Raw genomic sequence first — 22,517 nt, 5'->3', positions numbered from 1 at the left:
CGACGCCAAGATCACCCAGATCTACGAGGGCACCAACCAGATCCAGCGCGTCGTCATGAGCCGCCACCTGCTGCGCTAGGAGCCACACGCCCCCCGAGCGGAGCCTAGGTCTTGTCAGGCTTCGATGGTTGCCAGGTGCCGTTGAGGGCGGCTTCGTCGGGCCAATACAGTCGCTCGATGATCCGGAAGGGACCTGCCGGCGCCGGTAGCCAGTTGGATTCCTTCTCCGGTCCGGGTGAGTGCTGCTGGATATAGATGGTGTATCCGCCGTCGGGGTCTTTGGCCAGCTGGGGGAGCATCGGTGAATTGATCAGGTACCGGTTGATCGGATTGGCTACCAGCAGGCTCTGTGGCATCCGGTACATCGTCAGGGACCAGAACGCGTGCACCGGCGGCAGCTGGCCGGGAGCAAATCGATAGGTGTAGGTATTGGCTCCATCCAGTGGCGCTCCGGCGGCATCGGTGGCCAGGAACGGATACATCGCCTCGGCCTTGGTATTGCCGTAGATCCCGTTGACCGCGCCGGCCATCCGGTATAGGTAGTTTTCGGCCAGCATCTCCCGTGTCCCGAACAGGTCGCCGGAACTGACAGAGCCGGCGGTGATTTTGGCTTGCAACCCGTCGAACTGCTTCCAGGCGTCGGTGATGCCATCCTGAAACGCCTGCCGCTGCGGGGGACTCAGGCTCTCGGCGTCGAAGCCTCCGTCAGGGCCGATGCCGACGGACGCGAACGTGGCCCGCAAATCCTTCTCCGAGTCCAGCACCGGCGCATACCGCAAAACGAAACTGAGGATCTCAAAGAACTTCAGCGAGCTCTTCTGTGCTTCCGCCGAGATCGGTTTGATGAAGTCGACGGCCGGCGCGGCAGCGGCCGGTTTTTTGAGGAATGCGGACAACGGCTGCAGGGTGTAGCCGGCCTGGATCGCTTTGACGTTGTCGATATCGTCGGGACCGAACAGCTGTGTGCGATACAGCGCCAGTACGAAGTCGGTGTCCGAATGCAGCACCTCATCGACGCCGTCGGGCTTGGTGCCTCGCCAGTACGGACCGGCCAGCAGGTACCTGCCGCCACCGTTGCCGGTGGTGCGCGTACCCACATAGGCGAAGTTGTAGGTGTAGGCGTCGACGAACTGCACCGAGTAGTAGCGGTCCGCCTCGATCGGTGGGACCGTCAGCACGAGCGGCTCGGCCCGCAGATCCGCCCCCAACGCTGAGTACGGGGTGTCGGAATTGGGTGTCTGGATCGTGGTGTCGGACGAGGTGTATACCCGTGCATCGGAATGGATTTCATTCCAGCCACCCTTGTATTGCGGGTTGGCTTGATCGACGAAATACGAATATTGGATCCGGTAGTTGTCGACCAGGGGGTACCCGTAGATGTACGCCTGCTCGGCGATCGCACGGATCTGCTGCACACTCACCTCATTCTTGATGGGGACCGGTCCGGACTCCGGCGTTGTGCCCCCGCATCCAGACATCGTCAACGTCAACGCCCCGACGACGACGCTCAACCAACGACACCACGCACCAGATTTCCGCACCGCTACCCTTCGCTTGAACTGTCGGTCACCGAAACGTACTCCTCGCGCAGCACCCGCTTGAGTATCTTGCCGGTCGGGGTGCGCGGAATAGCGTCGGCGAAGATGACTTTCTTGGGAACTTTGAAGCGGGCCAGCCGGGCACCACACATCTCGATGATGTGTTGCTCGCTGAGTTCATTGTGGTCACCGACGACGATCGCGCAGGCGACCTCTCCCCATTTCTCGTCGGGGAGGCCGATCACCGCTACTTCACTGACACCGGGTATCCCGATCACCACACTTTCGATCTCCGCCGGGTAGATGTTCTCACCCCCGGAGATGACCATGTCCTTCAAGCGATCCTTGATATAGAGGTAACCCTCGTCGTCAATCTCGCCGACGTCGCCGGTGCGGAACCAGCCGTGATCGAAGGCGCCGCGGGTGGCGTCGGGAAGGTTCCAATACTCCTTGAGTAAGAAATCGGACCGGATCACGACCTCGCCTTCCCCGTGTGGCCGGATGATTCCGTCGTCGCCGCGGACTCGAACATCGGCGAACATGCAGGAGCGCCCCGCCGAGCCGACCTTGCGTAAGGCGTCCTCGCCGAGCAGCAGGGTTCCGCCACCACACGATTCGGTGAGTGCATAGCCCTGGACCACTTGAATGTTCTTGTCGGCATACATCTTGATCAGGGGCTCGGGCATCGGTGCCCCGCCGGTGATGAAAAAGCGGAAGTGCGGCGCGTCGAGTTCGGCGAACTCGGGCACCTGCCGCATGAAGTTCAGGATCGCCGGCACCGCACCGCCGATGGACACTCGCTCTTGGACGATCAGCGACCATATGGTCGTCGGATCGAACTGGGGCATCGAGATCAGCGTGACGCCGCGCATGGCGGAGAAGATGACCGTTGTCAGTGCCGCCACATGAAACATCGGCAGTGGCAGCAGCACGCGGTCTTCCATGCGAACATCGATGGTCAATGACCACGACGTGGCCGCCGATTGCACCGAGTCATGAGTATGCACTACACCTTTCGGGTTTCCCGTGGTCCCCGAGGTATACATGATGAACAGGTTGTCCGATCCGCCGCAGTCGACGTCCGGCTCGTCCGCCGCGGCCGCTTCGATGCGTGTGCACAGCGAACCGGACTCGCCGATTACCGGTATCCACTCGGTGATTGGGCAGGGATGGCTATTGCCGGCCTGGACGGCGTCGGCGACCGCCGTGAACTCTTCGCCGTAGAACAACGCGGTACAGCCGCTGTTCGACACGATGAATTCCAGCTCCGCTGCCGCAAGGCGGGTGTTGAGGGGCACCACGACCGCACCGATTTTGGCGGCGCCGTAGAACAGACCGCAGAACTCGACACTGTTGGGCATCAACAGCGCCACCCGATCGCCTTTGCCCACCCCGAGTGAAATCAGCGCATGGGCGCAGCGGTTGGCCAGCTCGTTCAGCTGTGAGTAGTTCAACCGCACCGCCGACGACGGCTCGACGTACGCCTCGAGTGCGGGGGTGACGACCGCGCGCTGGCGGAGCATGGCGCCGATGTTCTTCATAAAGACCTCCGTATGAGATTTAGCGTGTTCATGCGGCGGTCCCAGCTTCGCCTCGCCTTCGGCGAGCTTCGCTGAACCGCCGGTCAACTCGCCGCGGTACCGGTTCCGGCTTGAAGTCGCTGGAATGCCTCGTCGATGAGTCGTGCCAACCGCAGGGGCTCGCGGACGGCTTCCGGGGCGGCGCCGATCGCAATGGTGAGGGCCTTGTTCATGCTGGCGAAGGTGATGTTCAGCCCGGCGCCGGGCGGCAGAATGGGCAGACCCAAAAAGGCGACCACGGGCGCGCCGGCCAAATACAGTTGTTCGGCCGGACCCTTCATGTTCGAGATCACCAGGTTGGCGCTCGGCGCATTCCCCAACCCCGGCACTGCGTCGGCCATAGCCATGCTGCCGGCCAGTACCAGCGCATAGACCTGACGCGATGTCGTCTGCATGTGACGGCCTTTGTCCTTGGCTTTCTTAGTCATCGCGTTGATCTGTCGCAGCCGTTCGACGATGCTCGCCTGTGGTGGACCCAGGGCGATCAGCTCGGCGCTCACCTGATTTCCGCCCGCTCCGCCGGATTCGTCGCGCAGCGACATGGGCATGAACGCCACCAACGGGGCCTTCGCTGGTGTCCGGAGTTCCCGGAGGTAGTGGTGCAGCGCTTCATCGATGATGGTCATGACGACGTCGTTGAGCGAGGTGTTGGTCGCGGTAGCCACAGCTTTGACGTCGTCCAGCGGCAGCCCGGTATCGGCGTAGCCGCGCGAAGCCGATTTCGCGGTGTTGTTGAACTGTGTTCGCCGGGCTGTGAACGGCATCGACGCCATGCGCGGCTTCAGGTTGAGCGATTGCTCGCCGAAGTCGAGGACATCGGTGGCAATGCCGGCGAGATGTCCGGGTAGCTTGGTCAACCCCCGCATCATGGTGCGCAGCCGCTCGGTCTGCGAAACATCGGGGCGTATGCGCCGTGGCTTGGCGCTGTTCTCCGGCTCCATCCAGGGCGCGAGCAGCCGCTGGTCGTGGCGCGAATCGCTCAGGAAATTGCGCATCACCCGAAGGCCGCCCTCACCGTCGATGAGCGCATGATGCACTTTGATCATGATCGCGAGCCGGTTGTGCTCGAGGCCGTCGATGATGTAGCACTCCCAGAGCGGACGACTGCGATCGAGCAGACCGACGTTGAGGAAGGACACCATTTCGTAGAACTGCGCCATGGTGCCCGGCGCCGGAAGGTTGATCCTCCAGACGTGGGCCCGCATGTCCGGTTCGACGGTTTCCCACGTCGCGACATCAGTGCCGAGCCATCTGAGTTTGTGATTGAACGGTGCGACCGCCTCGCTGTGTCGATAGGCGTCGAACAGTCGTGGACCGAACGTGGTTTCCTGGCCCTTCGGCTTTTCGACGATCACCATGGCTGCCATGTGAAACGGCCGGTTGGGCTTCTCCAACAACAGGAACGACAGGTCCAGCGGGCCGATCAATGAACGACCGCCTCGGTGTCAGCGACGGCGAGAAGGGCGTGCAGCTCGTCGATGAAGTATCCGTACAGCTGCCAGCCGTCCTGCAGAATCTGTCGGTCGGTCAGTATGCAGATATTGGCCTGCCCGTTGTAGCTCCACATCGTGATGTTAAGTGCGGTCCCATCGACGAGCTGGCCGGTGGAGAACCACTTGTCGAGCTTCCAGCGATCGAGGTACAGCGGCTCCTTCGGGCCGGGCACGTTCGACAGCACCAGGTTGCCGAGGAAGCCGAAGCTGCCGCCCCGGCGGTGTATCGCCTTGCGGATCAGCGTGATTCCCCAGGGCGGGACGACCTGCAGCAGCGCGCTGATGTCCGCTCCGGCGTCCTTGACCTGGCTAAGGTGCTCCTTCATCTCGACGTTCGCCTGGTGGCTGGCCGCAAGACGCCGCAGCGGGTCGGCGACGTCGCTGCGCAGCCAGCAGAAGTCCTGGGTAGCGAAGTTGCCCAGGCCCTCCATCCCGGTCGGTCGTTCTCCGGCGAACGGGGTGGCGCCGATCAGCGGATGGCTGTCCGGGTCGTAGTCCAGGTCGACCAACAGACGTCGAACCGCGCCCGCCGCGCAGCTGCTGAACACATCGTTGATCGTGACGCCGAGCGCTTTGCTTACCGCGACGAAGTCTGCGAGCGGGACGCTGTCGCAGACGAACGTGCGGCCGGCGCTGAGGTTGACGTTCAATGGAGTCTGCTTCATCTGTCCGGCAGCCGGGTGGGCTGGCAACCCAGCGGACTTGCGTTTGCGTTCCAGGGCGAACCTGCGCCACATGCCGACGGCCACCTTCGGCATGTTGCCGATCGCGACCTCGGGGAAATCGCGCAATGCCCAGCCCAGGCGAGTCAGCCGGGACGGCAGTGGCGGAGGGGCGTACGCCGGGGGATCGTCGCCCGTGATCCCGGGCTGCGGTTGATAGAACCGCTGCATCAGCCAGGAGGCGCCGACGCCATCGACATAGGCGTGGTGCACCAGCATCACGCAGGCCACGGTGCCGTCCGCAAGGCCCTCGACCACCCACATCATCCACAACGGCCGGTCGCGGTCGAGCTGGTAGGCATAGATGTCCGCCATGAACGCGCACAAGTTCTTATGGTCAGCCGGCGGAGGACAGGCAACGCGGCGGATGTGGTAGTCGAGTTGGAAGTCGGGATCCTCGACCCAGTAAGGGTGATTCAGCCCGAGCGGGGCGTCGAGGTACCTCCAGCGCAGCACGGGGATCAGATGAATCCGGCGTGCCGCCTCGGCGCGAAACTTGTCGAAGGACCAGCCGTCGGGATCGGTGGACGGATCGATGATCGCGATCTTGAAGGTGTGCATGTACGCCTTCGACGTCTCCATCCGCAGCATGAAAGAGTCAACGCCGTTGAGTCGTTTCATGATTGCCTCCGCACGGTGTTCTCGACGTCAGTGCCGGATCGCAGAGTCTGGGACCGATAGACCTCGTCGAGGAAGAGGCCGATCGCCGTCACGACAAGGGGAGTTCGCGTGCCGTCGGTCATATCGAACCCATGGTGTGCACCGGGTAACTCCAGGTAGCCCACGGCGGCACGTGAAGTCGCGCGCAGCCGGTCGGCGAACGCGACCGCCTGGGCTACCGGGATGATCGTGTCTGCGGTGCCGTGTACCACCAGGAACGCCGGCGCATGCGGACCAGCCAAGGCGATCGGCGATGCCGACCGGAACAGTTCGCGGTTACCGTCGTAGCTCTTCTTGACGACGACCCGCTCGATGAAGCTCATGAACCTCTTCCGTTCCGGAGTCGAACGGTCCTCCCAGTCGTAGCGTCCGTAGATACCGACGACCGCAGCCACCGGGTCATCGGCGGTGAGGCCGGCCACGGCCGCCAGGTGGCCACCGGCAGATGCGCCCGCGATCGCGAGGAAGGCGGCGTCACCACCGAAGCCGTCGGCGTTGGCACGTGCCCACGCGACGGCGGCCCTCACATCGTTGAGGTGTTGCGGCCAGGGGTGGCGGGGGGCCACGCGGTAGTCGATCGATAGGCACACCCAACCTCGTTCGGCCAGGTGGCTCAGAAGTGCGTTGCCCTGAAGCGCTCGGCGGCCGTGGACCCACCCGCCGCCGGGAACGAACACCAGGGTCGGCGCCGGCGTGGTCGGAAGATCGCGCCGTCGCCAGATATCCAGAACCTGCTCAGGCGCATCGCCGTAGCTCACGCGGGCCCGGTACAGATGGCGACGTCGGTCGCGCAGATAGCTCAGCATCGGAGCGAGGCGCTGCGACGGTGGCCAGTCGATATTGAGACGCTCTGTCGGAACGATGCCGTGCAGGGCTTGTCCGCAGAGTTCGGCGACGCTCGGTGTGCGCTGCTCATCACTTATCGCGCGGCTGCCCGGAAACATCGTCTTGAGGGCTGCGGAGGCGATGCCGGGTGCGCGCCCGCCGATCCACATGCCGGCTGCGGTCAATGCGCCGATCGGGGCAAGGTGCTTGCCGATGGCGGGCACCGACGTGAGCGAGTCGCTCACCGCCATCACGCGGTCGACCGCGCTGGTGCGCAATCGCCTTCGTGGCTGAGGGCGACCGCCGTCGGCCGCTGCCGTCGCTTCCCGCACTGCCATCCCTTCGCCCGAGTCCGTTTCATCTTCGCCATTGAGGCACTCTGGCGTCTTGACATATCTGGACAAGTTCTTGACTCTCATGGACATGCAGTTGATCCGCGGGTCGTGCCTGGTGGGCTTTTCGCCGCTCGCCATCTCCCACGGAGCCGATCCGGCAACGCTGTTGACAGCGGCCAACTTGGACCCGGACGATGTCGGCCGGCGTGATCGATTCATTCCGTTGCGCAATGCCATCGCGGCGGTTCAGGGCGCGGCAGCCGAGCTTGAGGTGGTTGACTTCGGCCGCCAGGTGGCAACGCGTCAAAGCATCGACATCCTCGGGCCGGTTGGCGTCGCGGCGCGCACCGCTGCCACGGTGGCGGAGGCGTTCACGATTCTCGACACGTACATGTGCGCGTACAGTCCCGGCATCGCGGCTCGCGTCAGAAGCGGGGGAGGTGAGGATCTGGGGCGGTTTGAATTCGATTTCCTCCTGCACCCGCCGCCCCCGCAGGACCAAGCGATCGAGTTGGCCCTCGGCGTCGCGCTGCGGGTCCTAAGGTTGTTCCTGGGCGCTGAGTACCGGCCCGTTTCGGTGCATCTTCCGCACTCGCCGCTAGGCACCAAAGTCGACTACTTCGCCTACTTCGGCTGCCCGCCGCGTTTCAACGAGCCGATAGCAGGATTCACGGTGCGCATGAGTGACTTGCGGCGCCCGCTGAACTACGACCCGTTGGCGCATCAACTTGCGGTGGAGTATTTGTCCAGCACCAGCCGGCGCGGCAGTGACCTCGTCGACGCGGCACGCAGCATCGTCCGCCAACTTCTCCCCACGTCACGGCTCAGTGCGGACCTACTCGCTCGCCAGTTCGGTATCCATCCCAAGACGATGCGACGTCGTCTAGCCGCGGAGGGAATCACCTATGCCGAGCTGGTCGACGAAACACGATGCGACGTTGCCAAACGCCTGTTGCTCGAGACGGAACTCAGTCTCAGTCAGCTCTGCCGGCAACTGGGCTATTCCGAACAAAGTGTGCTCACCCGTTCCTGCAGACGCTGGTTCGACATGACGCCCAGCGCCTACCGCGAAGCCTGGTCGGGGTCGCAGGTTCCGGAATGAACGGGCCCAGCGGTCCTTTAGCCGCGGGCGACCTTGCCGGCCTTGATGCACGAGGTGCAGGCGTTCAGGCGCTGCTTGTTGCCGCCGGGACGGGCGGCGTGCACGGTCTGAATGTTCGGGTCCCACCGACGGCTGGTCCGACGGTGCGAGTGGGACACCGACTTGCCGAAGCCGGGGCCCTTTCCGCAGATATCGCACACGGCAGCCATATGTGACACTCCTCAAAACGTCTGCTTGAGGGCCAACGACCTGAGCGGGTGGCCCGACAACCTGATCAGAATACCCGCCCGGCCGGGCAACCACCAAAACGGCCCGACGCAGCGTGAGCGGTGCTGTCGCGCGCAGTGGTTAGGCTTGCAGCCACCGGAGGTGGCGGCAGGAAGGTGGGTGCAGGTGGGCAACCCCGATCGTCGGCTGGATGCGGCCACCTTGCGGGACTGGGCGCACACCGCTGTCGGCGATCTGATCACCCACACCGACGAGATCAACCAGCTCAACGTCTTCCCGGTCGCCGATTCCGACACCGGCACCAACATGCTGTTCACCATGCGTTCGGCGCTGGCCGAGGCCAACACCGAGGCCGCCTCCGGTGAGGTGGCCCGGGTCGCGGCCGCGCTGTCGTCGGGCGCGCTGCACGGGGCCCGCGGCAACTCCGGGGTCATCCTGTCCCAGATCCTGCGCGGCCTGGCGGATGTGACCGGCGCCGACGGCGCCGCCACGGTCACCGATGTCGATGCCGCGCTTTTGGGCGCCGGCCTGCGGCACGGAGTCGAGCTGGTGATCACCTCGATGGGCGGCCGAGAGGTGCCCGGCACCATCGTCTCGGTGCTGCAGGCCGCCGCGGCGGCCGTCGAGCGATGCGTGGCCCAGGGCGTCGGGCTGGGCGCGGCGATCACTGCCGCCACCGACGCCGCGGCCGCCGCACTCGAGCAGACCACCGAGCAGCTCGACGTGCTCGCGCAGGCCGGCGTGGTCGACGCCGGCGGCCGCGGCCTGCTGGTGCTGCTCGACGCGCTGCGGTCGACGATCACCGGCCAGGCGCCGGTCCGGCCGGTCTACCAGCCGTCCCCGCGGCCACGCCCGCCCGACGCGGTCACCGAGCAACCGTCGCCACAGTTCGAGGTGATGTACCTGCTCGGCGAGTGCGCCCCCGAAGACACCGATCCTTTACGTGAGCGGCTTGCCCAGCTCGGCGATTCGGTGGCGATCGCGACATCTGGGGTGGTCGGCGGCTATTCGGTGCACGTGCACACCGACGACGCCGGTGCCGCGGTAGAGGCGGGCCTGGCGTTCGGCCGGCCGCGGCGCATCCAGATCTCGGCGCTGGCCGGGGCGACCGGCCTGCCACCGGGCAGCTGGGCCCGCGAGCGCGCGGTGTTGGCCGTCGTCGACGGGGAGGGTGCCCAGGAGCTCTTCGTCTCCGAGGGCGCCTGCGTGCTGCGGCCAGACCCGCACAGCGCCGACCCGGCCACGATCGTCACCGCCCAGCAGCTGCTGCGCGCGGTGGTGGACACCGGTGCGGCCCAGGTGATGCTGCTGCCCAACGGCTACGTCGCGGCCGAGGAGCTGGTCGCCGGGTGCACGGCGGCGATCGGCTGGGGCATCGACGTGGTGCCGGTCCCGACCGGGTCGATGGTGCAGGGGCTGTCTGCGCTGGCGGTACACGATCCGGGCCGGCCGGTGGTCGACGACGGCTACACCATGGCGCGGGCGGCGGGCACCACCCGGCACGGTTCGGTGCGGGTCGCCACCGAGCAGGCGCTGACCTGGGCCGGCACTTGCCGGCCCGGGGATGGGCTGGGCATCGCCGGTGACGAGGTGCTGATCGTGGCCGGCGACATCGGCGCGGCAGCGATCGGCCTGATCGACCTGCTGCTGGTGGCCGGCGGTGAACTGGTCACGGTGCTGTTCGGGGCCGGTCTGGGCGCCGAGGTCGTCGACGTGCTGGCCGGACATGTGCACGATCGGCATCCGGGAATCGAACTGGCGACCTACCTCACCGGGCACCGCGGCGACGCACTGCTGATCGGGGTCGAGTAGCGATGGTCACGCTGGCCGACCGGTTGGATTACATCGTCGGCTCCGACGCCGCCGGAAAACTCGACGAGGCGTTCGGCATCCGCATCGTCGGCGACCTGCTGCGGCACTACCCGCGCAGCTACGTCGAAGGTGCGACGAAGCGCGGTCTCGACGACACCCAGGCGATCGAGGGCGAACACATCACCCTGGTCGACACCATCGCGACCGCCGTGTCCCGACCGATGAAAAAACAGCCGGGCCGGCGCCCCAACGAATACCTGGTGATCACCCTCGGTGCCGGCCGGAACAAGGTGAGTGCCACGTTCTTCAATGCGCGCGGCCTGAAGTACAAACTCAGGCCGGGTACTCGGGTGATGCTGTCCGGTGAGGTCGGCTACTTCAACCGCAAACTGCAACTGACCCACCCCGACTTCCTCATCCTCGACGCCCCGGGCACGGACAACTTCGGCAGTGACTCGCTGCGCAACATCGCCGACGCCTCGCTGAAGATCAGCGGCGAGGTGCTGCAGTCGGAGTTTGAGCGAGCCTGCTATCCGATCTATCCCGCGACCGCCAAACTGCAGAGCTGGGACATCTTCGCCTGTGTGCGGCAGGTGCTCGCGGTGCTCGATCCGGTTCCCGACCCGCTGCCGGCTGCGGTGCGCAGCGAGCGCGGTCTGCTCGGCGAAGACGAAGCGTTGCGGGCGATCCACCTGTCGGAGAACGCCGCCGAACGGGACCGCGCCCGTGATCGACTCGCCGTCGACGAGGCCTTCGGCCTGCAGTGGGCGCTGGCGATGCGCCGGCACGGCGAACTGTCCGAATCCGGCCCGCCGGCCCCGCGCCGCGATGACGGGATGGTCGCAGAACTGTTGGGCCGGTTGCCGTTCGAATTGACGGCCGGCCAACGCGAGGTACTTGGCGTGCTCGAAGCCGAGCTGGCCGCCAGCCGTCCGATGAACCGGCTGCTGCAGGGCGAGGTCGGCTCCGGCAAGACGATCCTGGCGCTGCTGGCGATGCTGCAGCTGGTCGATGCCGGCTATCAGTGCGCGCTGCTGGCGCCCACCGAAGTTCTTGCCGCCCAACATGTCCGCTCCATCCGCGACATGCTCGGACCGCTGGCCATGGCGGGCCAGCTGGGCGGATCCGACAATGCCACCGCGGTGGCGCTGCTCACCGGTTCGATGTCGGCGGCCGCCAAAAAGCAGGCCCGCGCCGAGATCGCCGCCGGCCGGGCCGGCATCGTCGTCGGCACGCACGCCCTGCTGGTCGACGCGGTCGAATTCGACAACCTGGGCATGGTGGTCGTCGACGAACAGCACCGTTTCGGCGTCGAGCAGCGGGACCGGTTGCGCGCCAAGGCCCCCGACGGCTTCACCCCGCACCTGCTGGTGATGACCGCCACCCCGATCCCGCGCACTGTGGCGCTCACCGTCTACGGCGATCTGGAGACCTCCACGCTGCGGGAGCTGCCCCGCGGCCGCCAGCCGATCGCCAGCTCGGTGATCTTCGTCAAGGAGAAACCGGCCTGGCTGGAGCGGGCTTTCGCGCGGATCCGCGAGGAGGTGGCCGCCGGCCGGCAGGCCTATGTGGTGGCACCGCGCATCGACGAGTCCGACGAGGGCGGCAAGCCCGGCCAGGAGAACAACCGAACGTCGGCGACCGCGGTGGGACTGTTCGATCAGCTGCGGTCCGGGCCGCTGTCCGGGTTGCGGCTGGGCCTGATGCACGGGCGGCTCACCGCGGACGAGAAGGACGCGGTGATGGCGGCCTTCCGCACCGGGACGGTGGATGTGCTGATCTGCACCACGGTCATCGAAGTCGGAGTCGACGTGCCCAACGCCACCGTGATGCTGATCGCCGACGCCGACTGGTTCGGCATCAGCCAGCTGCACCAGCTGCGCGGCCGGATCGGCCGCGGTGAGCACGCCAGCCTCTGCCTGCTGGTGACCTCGAGCGGCCCGAACACCAAAGCCGGTAAGCGTTTGGCGGCCGTCGCCGGCACTCTGGACGGGTTCGCACTGGCCGACTTGGACCTGCGCGAGCGCGGCGAGGGAGATGTGTTGGGCCGCGATCAGTCCGGCTGGAGCGGGGGCCTGAAACTGCTGTCGTTGGCCGATCACGGCGAGCTGATCGAATTCGCCCGCGACTACTGCGTCCGGGCCTGGGCTGCCGACCCGTCCGATCCCGGTCTGGGGCGGCTGGCCGAGCCCTTCACCGACATCGACTATCTGGACAAGTCATGACCAACCGCAAGACCCTGCTGTGGCTGGCCGTGGTGGCGCTGCTGGCCGTCGTCGTCGCCTTCCAGACCGTGTCGGCGGCCGGAAATCGCAGCCGCGACCTCGCCGCCCGGTCCGGCCTGCCCACCGTGGCGCCCGGCACCGATGTGCTGGCCGGAATCACGGTGGTTGCGGCACGCACCCATCGCCATGACTATCGCCGGTCGGTGTTCGGCGACGCCTGGGATGACGACAACGACGCGCCTGGCGGCCACAACGGGTGTGACACCCGCAACGACATCCTCAACCGGGATCTGGTCGACATCACCCACGTGTCGACCAAGCGCTGCGCGCAGGCGGTGGCCACCGGCGTCCTGCACGACCCGTACACCAACGCCGTCGTCGCCTTCACCCGCGGCGCCAAGATCGGTGAGGCGGTGCAGATCGACCACGTCGTGCCGCTGGCCTACGCCTGGGACATGGGCGCGTCGGGCTGGCCATACCGCCAGCGGCTGCGGTTCGCCAACGACCCGGCCAACCTGCTGGCGGTCGCCGGGCAGCCCAACCAGGACAAGGGTGATGCCGGGCCGGGGCAGTGGATGCCGCCGAATAAATCATTCGCCTGCCAGTACGCCGTCGCCTACATTGCCGTCCTGCGGGGATATGCGCTGCGACTCGACCAGCCGTCGGCCGACGTGCTGCGCCGGGCCGCGGCCACCTGCCCGGCCGGATAGAACGGTGATGACGGCTTACAGGCCGGTGTAGGTCAGCGGGTCCTCGCGCACCCGGGTGCCGTCGTTGAGCCCGTTGAGAGTGTCCATGTGCTCGGCGGCCAGCTCGAAGCCGAAGACGTCGAGGTTGCTCGCGATGCGCTCGGGGTTGGCCGATCGCGGGATGACCACGTTGCCCAGCTGCAGGCTCCACCGGATCAGCACCTGGGCGGGGGTCTTGCCGTACTCACCTGCGATCTCCGTCACCGCCGGGTGGTCGAGGAGGCGGCCTACCGCCAGCGGACTGTAGGCCTGCGTGACGATGCCCCGCTCGGCGTGCAAGGCCCGCAGCTCGGCCTGGTTGAGCAGGGGGTGCAGCTCGATCTGGTTGACCGCCGGCGTCTCGAAAGCCAGATCGATGACGTCGTTGAGGTGCTCCTCGGTGAAGTTGCACACCCCGATCGACCGGGTCAGCCCCTGTTCCCGGGCCTGGATCAGCCCGCCGAAGCTGTCGACGTACATGCCCAGCGGCGGGGCCGGCCAGTGGATCAGGTACAGATCCACATAGTCCAGCCCGAGTCGCTCCACGCTGGCATGGCAGGCCTCGATGGCTGCCGTGAGCCCCTGGTCGGCGTTGGCCAGCTTGGTGGTGACGAACAACTCGTCGCGGGCGATGCCGGACGCGGCGATCGCCCGGCCCACCGCGGCCTCGTTGCCGTACACCTTGGCGGTGTCGATCAACCGGCAGCCCAGCTCGAGTGCGGCCGAGACCGCGCGCTCGGTCTCGGCGTCCGACAGCTCGGCGACCCCGATGCCCAGAGTCGGCATGCTGTGGCCGTCGTTGAGCGCGATGGAGGGGATCGAAGTGCCCGGCGTCATCTCACCTACCTGTGTAGTCGAATGTGCGTGGATCGGGTCCCAGTCGGGCGCCGTCGTCGAGCGAGGATATCGCGGTCATCTCGGCCGTGCCGAGTTCGAAGTCGAAGACTTCGAAATTGCTGACGATGCGCTCAGGGTGGACCGATTTCGGAATCACGATATTACCGAGCTGAATGTGCCACCGGATCAGCACCTGCGCCGGAGTCTTGCCGTAACGCTGTGCGACCTTGACGACCGTCGGGTGCTCCAGCAGCGAACCGCGACCCAGCGGCGCCCACGCCTCGGTGGCAATGCCCAGGCGGGCGTGCACTTCGCGCAGTGCGGCCTGGCTGAACCGGGGGTGCAGCTCGACCTGGTTGACGACGGGCACGATGCCGGTCCCGTCGATCAGCATCTCGAGATGTTCGGGGGCGAAGTTGCTCACCCCGATCGAACGGATCCGCCCCTGATCCCGCAGGTGGGCCAGCGCCCGGAAGCTCTCGACGAATTTGCCGCGCGCCGGAAGCGGCCAATGAATCAGGTACAGGTCCAGGGTGTCCAGACCGAGCCGGTCCATGCTTTTTTCGAACGCGACCAGCGTCGAATCGTATCCCTGGTCGGCGTTCCACAGCTTGGTGACGACGTAGACCTCATCGCGCGGCAGTCCGGACGCCGCCACCGCACGGGCGACCTCGCGCTCATTGCCGTACAGCGCCGCGGTGTCGATGTGGCGGTACCCGGCCGCCAAGGCGGTGCGCACCGCCTGCTCGGTGTCGGCGGGCGAAATCTTGTAAACCCCGAAACCGACCGAGGGGATGGAATTACCGTCGTTGAGCGTGACCGAGCGCAAGTTACTTCGAACAGCCATGACACGAAGTCTGCCAGGCGGACCCGCCTCCGGGGCGGCGGCGCGGTGGGCCGAACAGCTGCAGAACACCGCCTTCGCCGTGGGCATGAAGGTGACCCCGATGCTGCCGATCGGGGTGCAGCGGCTGATGACCGGTGGACGGTCGGTGACCATCGATGGCAACACTTTGGACCCCACCTTGCGCTTGGCGTTGGCCGGGCAGCGCGCCCTGGGCATCAACGGCCTCGTCGTCGCCGAGGACGCGGCCGCCTCCCGAACCCAGTTGCGTGAGCTGACCACGGGGCTCGGCGGCACCGACATCCAGGGTTGCGATGTCCGCGACATCGCACTGCCCGGCCCGGCCGGTGACATCGCCGCCCGGCACTACCGGCCGGCCGGTAGCCCCGATGACGCGGCCCACCCGATGCTGGTCTTCTATCACGGCGGCGGATTCGTGATCGGTGACTTGGACACCCACGACGCGATCTGCCGGCTGACGTGTCGTGACGCCGAGGTGGTGGTGCTGTCCGTCGACTACCGGCTGGCCCCCGAGCACCCGGCGCCGGCCGCGGTCGACGACGCCTACGCCGCGTTCCGATGGGCCCATGCGCACGCAGCGGAGCTCGGCGGGATACCCGGGTGCGTGGCCGTGGGCGGGGACAGTGCCGGCGGCAATCTGGCCGCCGCGGTAGCGCTGCTGGCCCGCGATGACGGCGGGCCGGCGCCAGTCCTGCAGTGGCTGCTCTACCCGGTGACCGACGTGGCGGCCCAGACCCGCTCGCGCACGCTCTACGGCGACGGCTACCTGCTGACCAAGCACGACGTGGACTGGTTCACCGCCCAGTATGTGGGCCGCTCACCGCTGGACCCGAGCGACCCGCGGGTGTCGCCGTTGCGGGCTGCGGACTTATCCGGCGTGGGGCCGGCGCTGATCGTAATCGCCGGGTTCGACCCGCTGCACGACGAAGGCGAACAGTTCGCCATGGCGCTGCGCGACGCCGGGGTTGTCGTCGACCTGCGCCGGATGCGGTCGCTGACGCACGGTTTCATCAACCTGTTCCCCCTCGGCGGCGGCAGCGCCACCGCGACCACCGCGTTGATCTCGGCGCTGCGGGCCCACCTCAGCCGCGGCTGAGGCCGCCAACTCGCGCCGGTACGCTGAACCGCAAACCGACCACCGAACACGAGGACCAACCGACTGTGGCCAGCAAACCCAAACGCCCCGGCGCCTCCGGCTTGAGGGCCGCCGATCACAAACGCAACCTCGCCATGCAGATCGGGCTCGTCGCGATCGTGGTGCTCTTCGCGGTGGGACTCATCGGCTACATCGTGATGTCCAACAGCGACAAAAAGGGCGCGGGCGCCGGCGAGGCGATCCGGGTGACCTCGAGCAAGCTGGTCAAAGACGACAACGACGAGCCGAAGGCCGTGCTGTCGTTCTATGAGGACTTCCTCTGCCCGGCTTGCGGCAACCTCGAGCGCGCGCTGGGGCCCACGGTGTCCCGGCTGATCGACAGCGGGGCGATCGCCGCCGACTACCACATGGTCGCGATCCTGGATCGCGCGCAGAACGACAACTACTCCTCGCGGGCCGGTGCCGCGGCCTACTGTGTCGCCGACGAGAGCATCGACGCCTTCCGCCGGTTCCACACCGCGCTCTACACCGACGAGTTGCAGCCCTCGGAGATCGGGACCGACTTCCCCGACAACAAGCGCCTGATCGAGCTGGCCCGGCAAGCCGGTGCGGCCGGCAGCGTTCCGGGGTGCATCAACAGCGGCAAGTACCTCAAGATGGTGAGCGGCATGGCCTCCGCCGCCGGAATCCACGCCACCCCCACACTGCGCATCAACGGCGAGGACTACCGTCCCTCGACCCCGGACGCCCTCGTCGCGAAGATTCGGGAGATCGTCGGTGACGTGCCCGGTATGGACGTCCCGGCCACCCAGTCGTGAGCATCGCGGCTCCGGCGGTCGATCCAGCCGCAACGCCGGCCCCCCGGGCGCCGGGCGCCCCGCGGGCCTGGGCGGTGTTGATCGCCGGAGTCATCGGGCTGGCCGCCTCGGTCACCCTGACCGTCGAGAAGATCCGGCTGCTCACCGATGCGTCGTATGTCCCGTCGTGCAACCTGAACCCGGTGCTGTCCTGCGGGCCGGTGATGGGCACCCCCCAGGCCTCGGTCCTGGGTTTCCCCAACCCGCTGATGGGCATCGTGGCGTTCACCGTGGTGGTGGTCACCGGTGTGCTGGCGGTGGCCAAAGTGCCTCTGCCGCGGTGGTATTGGGCTGGTATGGCGGTCGGCACCCTGGTGGGTGCGGGCTTCGTGCACTGGCTGATCTTCCAGAGTCTGTACCGGATCGGCGCGCTGTGCCCGTACTGCATGGTGGTGTGGGCCGTCACGATGGTGCTGCTGGTGATATTCGCAGCAATCGCGTCGGATGAGGGTCGCGGAATATCGGGGCTTTTGCACCGGTGGCGGTGGACGTTTGCGGCGTTATGGTTTATCGCGGTATTTCTGTTGGTATTCCTGCGCTTTCAGGATTACTGGTTGACGCTGACTTAAGGAGTGCCCTGTGATCTCCAAAGTGCTGGTCGCCAACCGCGGAGAGATCGCGATCCGCGCGTTTCGTGCCGCCTATGAGCTCGGGATCGACACGGTCGCGGTCTATGCCTACGAGGACCGTAATTCGGTGCACCGGCTCAAAGCCGACGAGTCCTATCAGATCGGCGAAGAGGGTCATCCGGTGCGTGGTTACTTGTCGGTGGAGGGCATCGTGGCTACCGCTAAGCGGTGCGGCGCGGACGCGGTCTACCCCGGGTACGGCTTCTTATCGGAGAACCCGCGATTGGCGCAGGCCTGTGCGGATGAGGGCATTACTTTCGTTGGACCGAGCGCGGCCGTGCTCGCGCTGGCCGGCAACAAGGCACATGCGGTGGCCGCAGCGCGGGAGGCCGGGCTGCCGGTGCTGGCGGCGTCGCAGCCGTCGCGCTCGGTAGAGGAATTGGTTTCCGCGGCAGCCGATATGTCGTTTCCCTTGTTCGTCAAGGCGGTCGCAGGCGGCGGTGGCCGCGGGATGCGCCGGGTCGCCGACGTCGACGGGTTGGCCGAGGCGATCGAGGCCGCCAGCCGGGAAGCCGAATCGGCGTTCGGCGACGCGACGGTGTATCTGGAACAGGCGGTGATCAACCCGCGCCACATCGAGGTGCAGATCCTGGCCGACACCCACGGCAACGTCGTGCACCTGTTCGAGCGCGACTGCAGCGTGCAGCGGCGGCATCAGAAGGTCGTGGAGTTGGCGCCCGCCCCCCACCTGGACCCGGTGTTGCGGGAGAAGATCTGCGCCGATGCCGTCGCGTTCGCGCGGCACATCGGCTACAGCTGCGCGGGAACGGTGGAGTTCCTGCTCGACGAGCGTGGCCACTACGTGTTCATCGAGATGAATCCGCGGATCCAGGTGGAGCACACCGTGACCGAGGAGATCACCGACGTGGATCTGGTGTCGGCCCAGCTGCGGGTCGCCGCCGGGGCGTCGCTGGAGGATCTGGGCTTGCGCCAAGACGACATCGTTTTGCACGGCGCGGCGCTGCAGTGCCGGATCACCACCGAGGATCCGGCCAACGGGTTTCGGCCTGACACCGGCCGGATCACCGCCTACCGTAGTCCCGGCGGTGCTGGTATCCGGCTGGACGGTGGCACCAACCTGGGCGCGGAGGTCAGCCCGCACTTCGACTCCATGCTGGTCAAGCTGACCTGCCGGGGCCGGGATTTCCCGACTGCGGTGAACCGGGCGCGCCGGGCGATCGCGGAGTTCCGCATCCGGGGTGTGTCGACGAACATCCCGTTTTTGCAGGCGGTGCTCGATGATCCTGACTTTCGGGCCGGGCGCGTCACCACGTCGTTCATCGATGAGCGCCCGCAGCTGCTGACCTCGCACGCCTCGGCAGACCGGGGCACCAAGATCTTGACCTATTTGGCTGATGTCACCGTCAACCAGCCGCACGGTGCGCGTCCGTCGGCGGTGTACCCGCGCGACAAGCTGCCCGAGATCGACCTGTCGAGCACGCCGCCGCCGGGTTCTAAACAGCGGCTGATGACGTTGGGGCCGGAGGGTTTCGCCCGCTGGCTGCGCGAATCGCCGGCGGTTGCTGTTACCGAGACGACGTTTCGGGATGCGCACCAGTCGCTGTTGGCCACCCGGCTGCGTACCAAGGGCCTGCTCAACGTGGCCCCCTACATCGCCCGCACCACCCCGCAGCTGTTGTCGATGGAGTGCTGGGGCGGGGCCACTTACGATGTGGCGCTGCGCTTTTTGAAGGAGGACCCGTGGGAGCGGCTGGCGGTGCTGCGTGAGTCGCTGCCCAACATCTGCCTGCAGATGCTGCTTCGGGGCCGCAACACCGTCGGCTACACCCCCTATCCGGAATCGGTGTGCTCGGCGTTCGTGGCAGAGGCGACCGCTACCGGTATCGATATCTTCCGGATCTTCGACGCGCTCAACAATGTCGACTCGATGCGCCCGGCGATCGACGCGGTGCGCGAAACCGGTTCTGCGGTGGCTGAAGTCGCCATGTGCTACACCGGTGATCTCACCGATCCCGCCGAGAACCTCTACACCCTGGACTACTACCTGGGCCTGGCCGAGCAGATCGTCGACGCGGGCGCGCACGTGCTGGCGATCAAGGACATGGCCGGGCTGCTGCGGCCCGCGGCGGCCACCACGCTGGTCGGTGCGTTGCGGAGCCGCTTCGACCTGCCGATCCACGTCCACACCCACGACACCCCGGGTGGGCAGCTGGCCACCTACGAGGCGGCCTGGCACGCCGGTGCCGACGCCGTCGACGGGGCAGCCGCACCGCTGGCCGGGACCACCAGCCAGCCCGCGCTGAGCTCGATCGTGGCCGCCGCGGCCAACACCGGCTTCGACACCGGCTTGTCCTTGTCGGCGGTGTGCGACCTGGAGCCCTACTGGGAAGGGGTCCGAAAGGTCTACGCGCCGTTCGAATCCGGCCTGGCCGGGCCCACGGGTCGGGTGTATCGCCACGAGATCCCCGGCGGTCAGCTGTCCAATCTGCACCAGCAGGCCAAGGCGCTGGGGCTGGCCGACCGGTTCGAGGACATCGAAGCCAACTACGCCGGAGCCGATGCGGTGCTGGGCCGGCTGATCAAGGTCACCCCGAGCTCGAAGGTGGTCGGTGATCTGGCGCTGGCTCTGGTCGGCGCCGGGATCACCGCCGAGGAGTTCGCGGCCGACCCCGCACGGGTGGATATTCCCGACTCGGTGATCGGTTTCCTGCGCGGGGAGCTGGGGGAGCCGGCCGGCGGATGGCCGGAACCGTTGCGCACCAAGGCGTTGGCGGGCCGCGAACCGGCGCGCGAGGTGCAGCAGCTGTCCGCCGAGGACGAGGCCGGGTTAGCGCTGGCCGGGACCAAGCGCCAAGCCACGTTAAACCGGCTGCTGTTTCCCGGGCCCACCAAGGAGTTCGAGGAACACCGGGAGCTTTACGGCGATACCTCACAGCTCTCGGCCAACCAGTACTTCTACGGATTGCGCCAAGGCGAGGAGCACCGGGTCCGCCTCGAACGCGGTGTGGAACTGCTGATCGGGCTAGAAGCCATCTCCGAACCCGACGAACGCGGCATGCGCACCGTGATGTGCATCATCAACGGCCAGCTGCGGCCGATCGAAGTGCGTGATCGCAGTGTGGCCAGCCAGGCACCGGTGGCCGAAAAAGCCGACCGCACCAAGCCCGGCCACGTCGCGGCGCCGTTTGCCGGCGTCGTCACGATCGGCGTCTCAGAGGGCGATCACATCAGCGCGGGACAGACCGTCGCCACCATCGAGGCGATGAAGATGGAGGCCGCCATCACCGCACCGGCGGAGGGAACCGTGGCCCGGGTGGCCGTTGCCGAGACCGCCCAGGTCGAAGGCGGCGACCTGCTGGTGGTGCTGAACTGACCCGGATCGTCGGCGGCACCGCAGGCGGGCGGCGTATCGTCGTGCCGCCGCGCGGCACCCGGCCGACCACCGACCGGGTACGCGAGGCACTGTTCAACGTGCTCGACGCCCGGGTGGACCTGACCGGGATGGCGGTGCTGGATCTGTATGCGGGGTCGGGCGCCCTGGGCTTGGAGGCGCTGTCGCGGGGCGCGGCCACGGCGCTGTTCGTCGAATCGGACCGTCGCGCCGCCGAGGTGCTGGCCGCCAACATCGCTGCTTTGGGGTTGTCCGGTGCGACGCTGCGGCGCGGCACGGTGGCCTCGGTGCTGACCGCCGGCACTGATCGGCCGGTGGATCTGGTGCTGGCCGATCCGCCCTACGAGATCGCCGCCGCCGACATCGACGCGCTTCCGGAGCTGCTGGCCGACCGCGGCTGGGCCGGGCCGGGCACCGTCGTGGTGATCGAGCGAGCGGCCTCGAGTCCTGCGACGCAGTGGCCGGACGGCTGGCAGGTCTGGCCGGATCGCCGCTACGGCGACACCCGGCTGGAGCTGGCCGAATGGTCCGGCGAGGACTGCTAGCGTCATGAGCCATGAGCGGTGCGTTATGCCCTGGTTCGTTCGACCCGGTGACGCTGGGGCACGTCGACATCCTGGAGCGCGCGGCAGCGCAGTTCGATGAGGTGGTGGCCGCGGTGCTGATCAACCCGGCCAAGAAGGGCATGTTCAGCCTGGAGGAGCGCCTCGAGATGATCGCCGAGGCCACCGCGCACCTGCCCAATGTGCGCGCGGAGTCGGGCCGGGGGCTGGTGGTCGACTTCGTCCGCGAGCGGGGGCTGACCGCGATCGTCAAGGGCCTGCGCACCGGTACCGACTTCGAGTACGAGCTGCAGATGGCCCAGATGAATAAGCACATCGCCGGGGTGGACACGTTTTTCGTGGCGACCACGCCGCGGTATTCGTTCGTGTCGTCGTCGTTGGCCAAGGAGGTGGCGTCGATGGGCGGCGACGTCTCCGATCTGCTGCCCGAGCCGGTGAACCGGCGAATGGCGGAGAAGCTGGGGCGCTAGCCGTTACCGCCGGAGTCAGGACGGCGGTTTGGTGTTGAGGGCGCGTTCGGCGGCGATGGCCCGGGCGCGGTTTTGGGCCCGGGTCCGTCGTCGGGTGGGCATCATCAGGGTTCGGCCGGCCGAATCCGATTGTCGGCCAGTCGGTGCGGGTAGGCGGCCGGTCGGTTCGCAGAGGGCGGGGAACAACAGCCGGCTACCGGGGTGGGTGGTGTAGGTCTGGCCGGTCGGACTGAGCCAGTCGATGGTCCCGTCGGCGTGTTGCCGGTCGCGCCAACCGTGAAACGTCTTGATTAAGTGGTGTTTTCGGCATAGGCAACGCAGGTTTGACGGATGTGTCGGGCCGCCGAGGGCATAGGCGATGGCATGGTCGAGGTCGCAGAACTCAGCCGGCCGGTCACAGCCGGGCCACCGACACGTCATGTCCCGGCAGCGCACAAACTCATCGAGCGCGGTCGAGGGCCGGTACTTCGGTTCGGGGGCACTATCGGGTCCGGGGTGTCGCACCGGTTTGATGGTGGCGCCGGCGGCGATCAGTTCGGCCAGCATCGGTGCCGGGATCAGCGGGCCGCCCAGCAGCAGCGCGGGCGGGGCTTTGGGGGG

Annotated in this window: 19 protein-coding genes and 1 pseudogene; 11 read left to right on the top strand and 9 right to left on the bottom strand. The window is 67.1% G+C overall.

The genetic code is table 11. The features are described 5' to 3' along the window. On the top strand, nt 1-79 hold a 79-nt coding region (locus A5771_RS23750; protein WP_131808888.1), incomplete at its 5' end, for a hypothetical protein. Between the two features lie 25 nt (nt 80-104). Here A5771_RS23750 and A5771_RS03445 read toward each other — a convergent pair. The 5 genes from A5771_RS03445 to A5771_RS03425 form a co-directional block, all read right to left on the bottom strand. Continuing rightward, a complete protein-coding gene (locus A5771_RS03445; RefSeq protein WP_064853802.1) occupies nt 105-1,478 on the bottom strand; it encodes a DUF1254 domain-containing protein in 1,374 nt (457 codons plus the stop codon). A gap of 65 nt (nt 1,479-1,543) precedes the next feature. Beyond that, nucleotides 1,544-3,079: an acyl-CoA synthetase gene (locus tag A5771_RS03440; RefSeq protein ID WP_064853801.1), complete on the bottom strand. Its 1,536-nt coding sequence runs from the start codon at nt 3,077-3,079 to the stop codon at nt 1,544-1,546. An 83-nt stretch (nt 3,080-3,162) separates the two neighbouring features. Beyond that, nucleotides 3,163-4,545 (bottom strand): wax ester/triacylglycerol synthase family O-acyltransferase, encoded by a 1,383-nt coding sequence (locus tag A5771_RS03435; protein ID WP_064853800.1) that lies wholly within the window; start codon nt 4,543-4,545, stop codon nt 3,163-3,165. Continuing rightward, nucleotides 4,542-5,954, bottom strand: a complete 1,413-nt coding sequence (locus tag A5771_RS03430; RefSeq protein WP_064853799.1) for a WS/DGAT/MGAT family O-acyltransferase — start codon at nt 5,952-5,954, stop codon at nt 4,542-4,544. Before A5771_RS03430 ends, A5771_RS03435 begins: the two co-directional genes overlap by 4 nt. Then, nucleotides 5,951-7,150 (bottom strand): alpha/beta hydrolase, encoded by a 1,200-nt coding sequence (locus A5771_RS03425; protein ID WP_428844381.1) that lies wholly within the window; start codon nt 7,148-7,150, stop codon nt 5,951-5,953. Before A5771_RS03425 ends, A5771_RS03430 begins: the two co-directional genes overlap by 4 nt. Nucleotides 7,151-7,241: 91 nt before the next feature. Here A5771_RS03425 and A5771_RS03420 point away from each other — a divergent pair, with 91 nt between their 5' ends. Beyond that, complete coding sequence (locus tag A5771_RS03420) at nt 7,242-8,255, top strand: AraC family transcriptional regulator (RefSeq protein WP_064853804.1); 1,014 nt, start codon at nt 7,242-7,244, stop codon at nt 8,253-8,255. Nucleotides 8,256-8,272: 17 nt separating this feature from the next. Here the strand turns inward: A5771_RS03420 and rpmB are convergent, their stop codons facing one another. Further along, a complete protein-coding gene (gene rpmB / locus A5771_RS03415) occupies nt 8,273-8,464 on the bottom strand; it encodes a 50S ribosomal protein L28 (protein WP_019735921.1) in 192 nt (63 codons plus the stop codon). A gap of 184 nt (nt 8,465-8,648) precedes the next feature. Here rpmB and A5771_RS03410 point away from each other — a divergent pair, with 184 nt between their 5' ends. Genes A5771_RS03410 through A5771_RS03400 form a run of 3 tightly spaced genes read left to right on the top strand, consistent with a single transcriptional unit; the run spans nt 8,649 to nt 13,230 of the window. Then, a complete protein-coding gene (locus tag A5771_RS03410; RefSeq protein WP_064853803.1) occupies nt 8,649-10,295 on the top strand; it encodes a DAK2 domain-containing protein in 1,647 nt (548 codons plus the stop codon). A 2-nt stretch (nt 10,296-10,297) separates the two neighbouring features. Further along, nucleotides 10,298-12,520, top strand: coding sequence for an ATP-dependent DNA helicase RecG (gene recG / locus A5771_RS03405; protein WP_064853798.1), 2,223 nt, complete (start codon nt 10,298-10,300; stop codon nt 12,518-12,520). Then, nucleotides 12,517-13,230, top strand: coding sequence for an HNH endonuclease family protein (locus A5771_RS03400; protein ID WP_064853797.1), 714 nt, complete (start codon nt 12,517-12,519; stop codon nt 13,228-13,230). The genes recG and A5771_RS03400 overlap by 4 nt, the downstream gene beginning before the upstream one ends. Nucleotides 13,231-13,245: 15 nt before the next feature. On the opposite strand, the gene A5771_RS03395 is transcribed toward A5771_RS03400, so the two are convergent. Together A5771_RS03395 and A5771_RS03390 are read right to left on the bottom strand one after the other, a co-directional pair. Beyond that, nucleotides 13,246-14,085, bottom strand: coding sequence for an aldo/keto reductase (locus A5771_RS03395; protein WP_064853796.1), 840 nt, complete (start codon nt 14,083-14,085; stop codon nt 13,246-13,248). A gap of 1 nt (nt 14,086) precedes the next feature. Beyond that, complete coding sequence (locus A5771_RS03390; protein WP_064853795.1) at nt 14,087-14,932, bottom strand: aldo/keto reductase; 846 nt, start codon at nt 14,930-14,932, stop codon at nt 14,087-14,089. Here A5771_RS03390 and A5771_RS03385 point away from each other — a divergent pair. From A5771_RS03385 to coaD, 6 genes are all read left to right on the top strand, one after another. Continuing rightward, entirely contained in the window at nt 14,931-16,046 is a 1,116-nt protein-coding gene (locus A5771_RS03385; RefSeq protein WP_064853794.1) for an alpha/beta hydrolase, read from the top strand. The genes A5771_RS03390 and A5771_RS03385 overlap by 2 nt on opposite strands. Before the next feature lie 65 nt (nt 16,047-16,111). Next, nucleotides 16,112-16,864: a DsbA family protein gene (locus tag A5771_RS03380; protein WP_064853793.1), complete on the top strand. Its 753-nt coding sequence runs from the start codon at nt 16,112-16,114 to the stop codon at nt 16,862-16,864. 2 nt (nt 16,865-16,866) lie between these two features. Continuing rightward, the gene (locus tag A5771_RS03375; RefSeq protein ID WP_234782929.1) at nt 16,867-17,472 is read left to right on the top strand and encodes a vitamin K epoxide reductase family protein; all 606 of its coding nucleotides are present in this window, start codon (nt 16,867-16,869) and stop codon (nt 17,470-17,472) included. A gap of 10 nt (nt 17,473-17,482) precedes the next feature. Next, on the top strand, nt 17,483-20,866 hold the full coding sequence (locus A5771_RS03370; protein WP_064853791.1) for a pyruvate carboxylase: 3,384 nt from the start codon (nt 17,483-17,485) through the stop codon (nt 20,864-20,866). Next, nucleotides 20,863-21,429: a 16S rRNA (guanine(966)-N(2))-methyltransferase RsmD gene (gene rsmD / locus A5771_RS03365; RefSeq protein ID WP_064853790.1), complete on the top strand. Its 567-nt coding sequence runs from the start codon at nt 20,863-20,865 to the stop codon at nt 21,427-21,429. Before A5771_RS03370 ends, rsmD begins: the two co-directional genes overlap by 4 nt. Nucleotides 21,430-21,440: 11 nt before the next feature. Then, nucleotides 21,441-21,917: a pantetheine-phosphate adenylyltransferase gene (coaD, locus tag A5771_RS03360; RefSeq protein ID WP_064853789.1), complete on the top strand. Its 477-nt coding sequence runs from the start codon at nt 21,441-21,443 to the stop codon at nt 21,915-21,917. A 15-nt stretch (nt 21,918-21,932) separates the two neighbouring features. Here coaD and A5771_RS03355 read toward each other — a convergent pair. Beyond that, a pseudogene (locus A5771_RS03355) lies at nt 21,933-22,517 on the bottom strand (HNH endonuclease signature motif containing protein); the annotation flags it as partial.

The sequence above is a fragment of the Mycolicibacter sinensis genome (assembly GCF_001667375.1).
Classification (GTDB): domain Bacteria; phylum Actinomycetota; class Actinomycetes; order Mycobacteriales; family Mycobacteriaceae; genus Mycobacterium; species Mycobacterium sinense_A.
The sequence above is the reverse complement of the archived record's forward strand: the minus strand, read 5'-3'. Positions and strand labels throughout refer to the sequence as shown.

Coding starts and splice junctions, on each gene's coding strand:
- A5771_RS03445 (WP_064853802.1), bottom strand. CDS start 1,478: ATGTCTGGATGCGGGGGCACAACGCCGGAGTCCGGACCGGTCCCCATC.
- A5771_RS03440 (WP_064853801.1), bottom strand. CDS start 3,079: ATGAAGAACATCGGCGCCATGCTCCGCCAGCGCGCGGTCGTCACCCCC.
- A5771_RS03430 (WP_064853799.1), bottom strand. CDS start 5,954: ATGAAACGACTCAACGGCGTTGACTCTTTCATGCTGCGGATGGAGACG.
- A5771_RS03420 (WP_064853804.1), top strand. CDS start 7,242: ATGCAGTTGATCCGCGGGTCGTGCCTGGTGGGCTTTTCGCCGCTCGCC.
- rpmB (WP_019735921.1), bottom strand. CDS start 8,464: ATGGCTGCCGTGTGCGATATCTGCGGAAAGGGCCCCGGCTTCGGCAAG.
- recG (WP_064853798.1), top strand. CDS start 10,298: ATGGTCACGCTGGCCGACCGGTTGGATTACATCGTCGGCTCCGACGCC.
- A5771_RS03400 (WP_064853797.1), top strand. CDS start 12,517: ATGACCAACCGCAAGACCCTGCTGTGGCTGGCCGTGGTGGCGCTGCTG.
- A5771_RS03395 (WP_064853796.1), bottom strand. CDS start 14,085: ATGACGCCGGGCACTTCGATCCCCTCCATCGCGCTCAACGACGGCCAC.
- A5771_RS03385 (WP_064853794.1), top strand. CDS start 14,931: ATGACACGAAGTCTGCCAGGCGGACCCGCCTCCGGGGCGGCGGCGCGG.
- A5771_RS03390 (WP_064853795.1), bottom strand. CDS start 14,932: ATGGCTGTTCGAAGTAACTTGCGCTCGGTCACGCTCAACGACGGTAAT.
- coaD (WP_064853789.1), top strand. CDS start 21,441: ATGAGCGGTGCGTTATGCCCTGGTTCGTTCGACCCGGTGACGCTGGGG.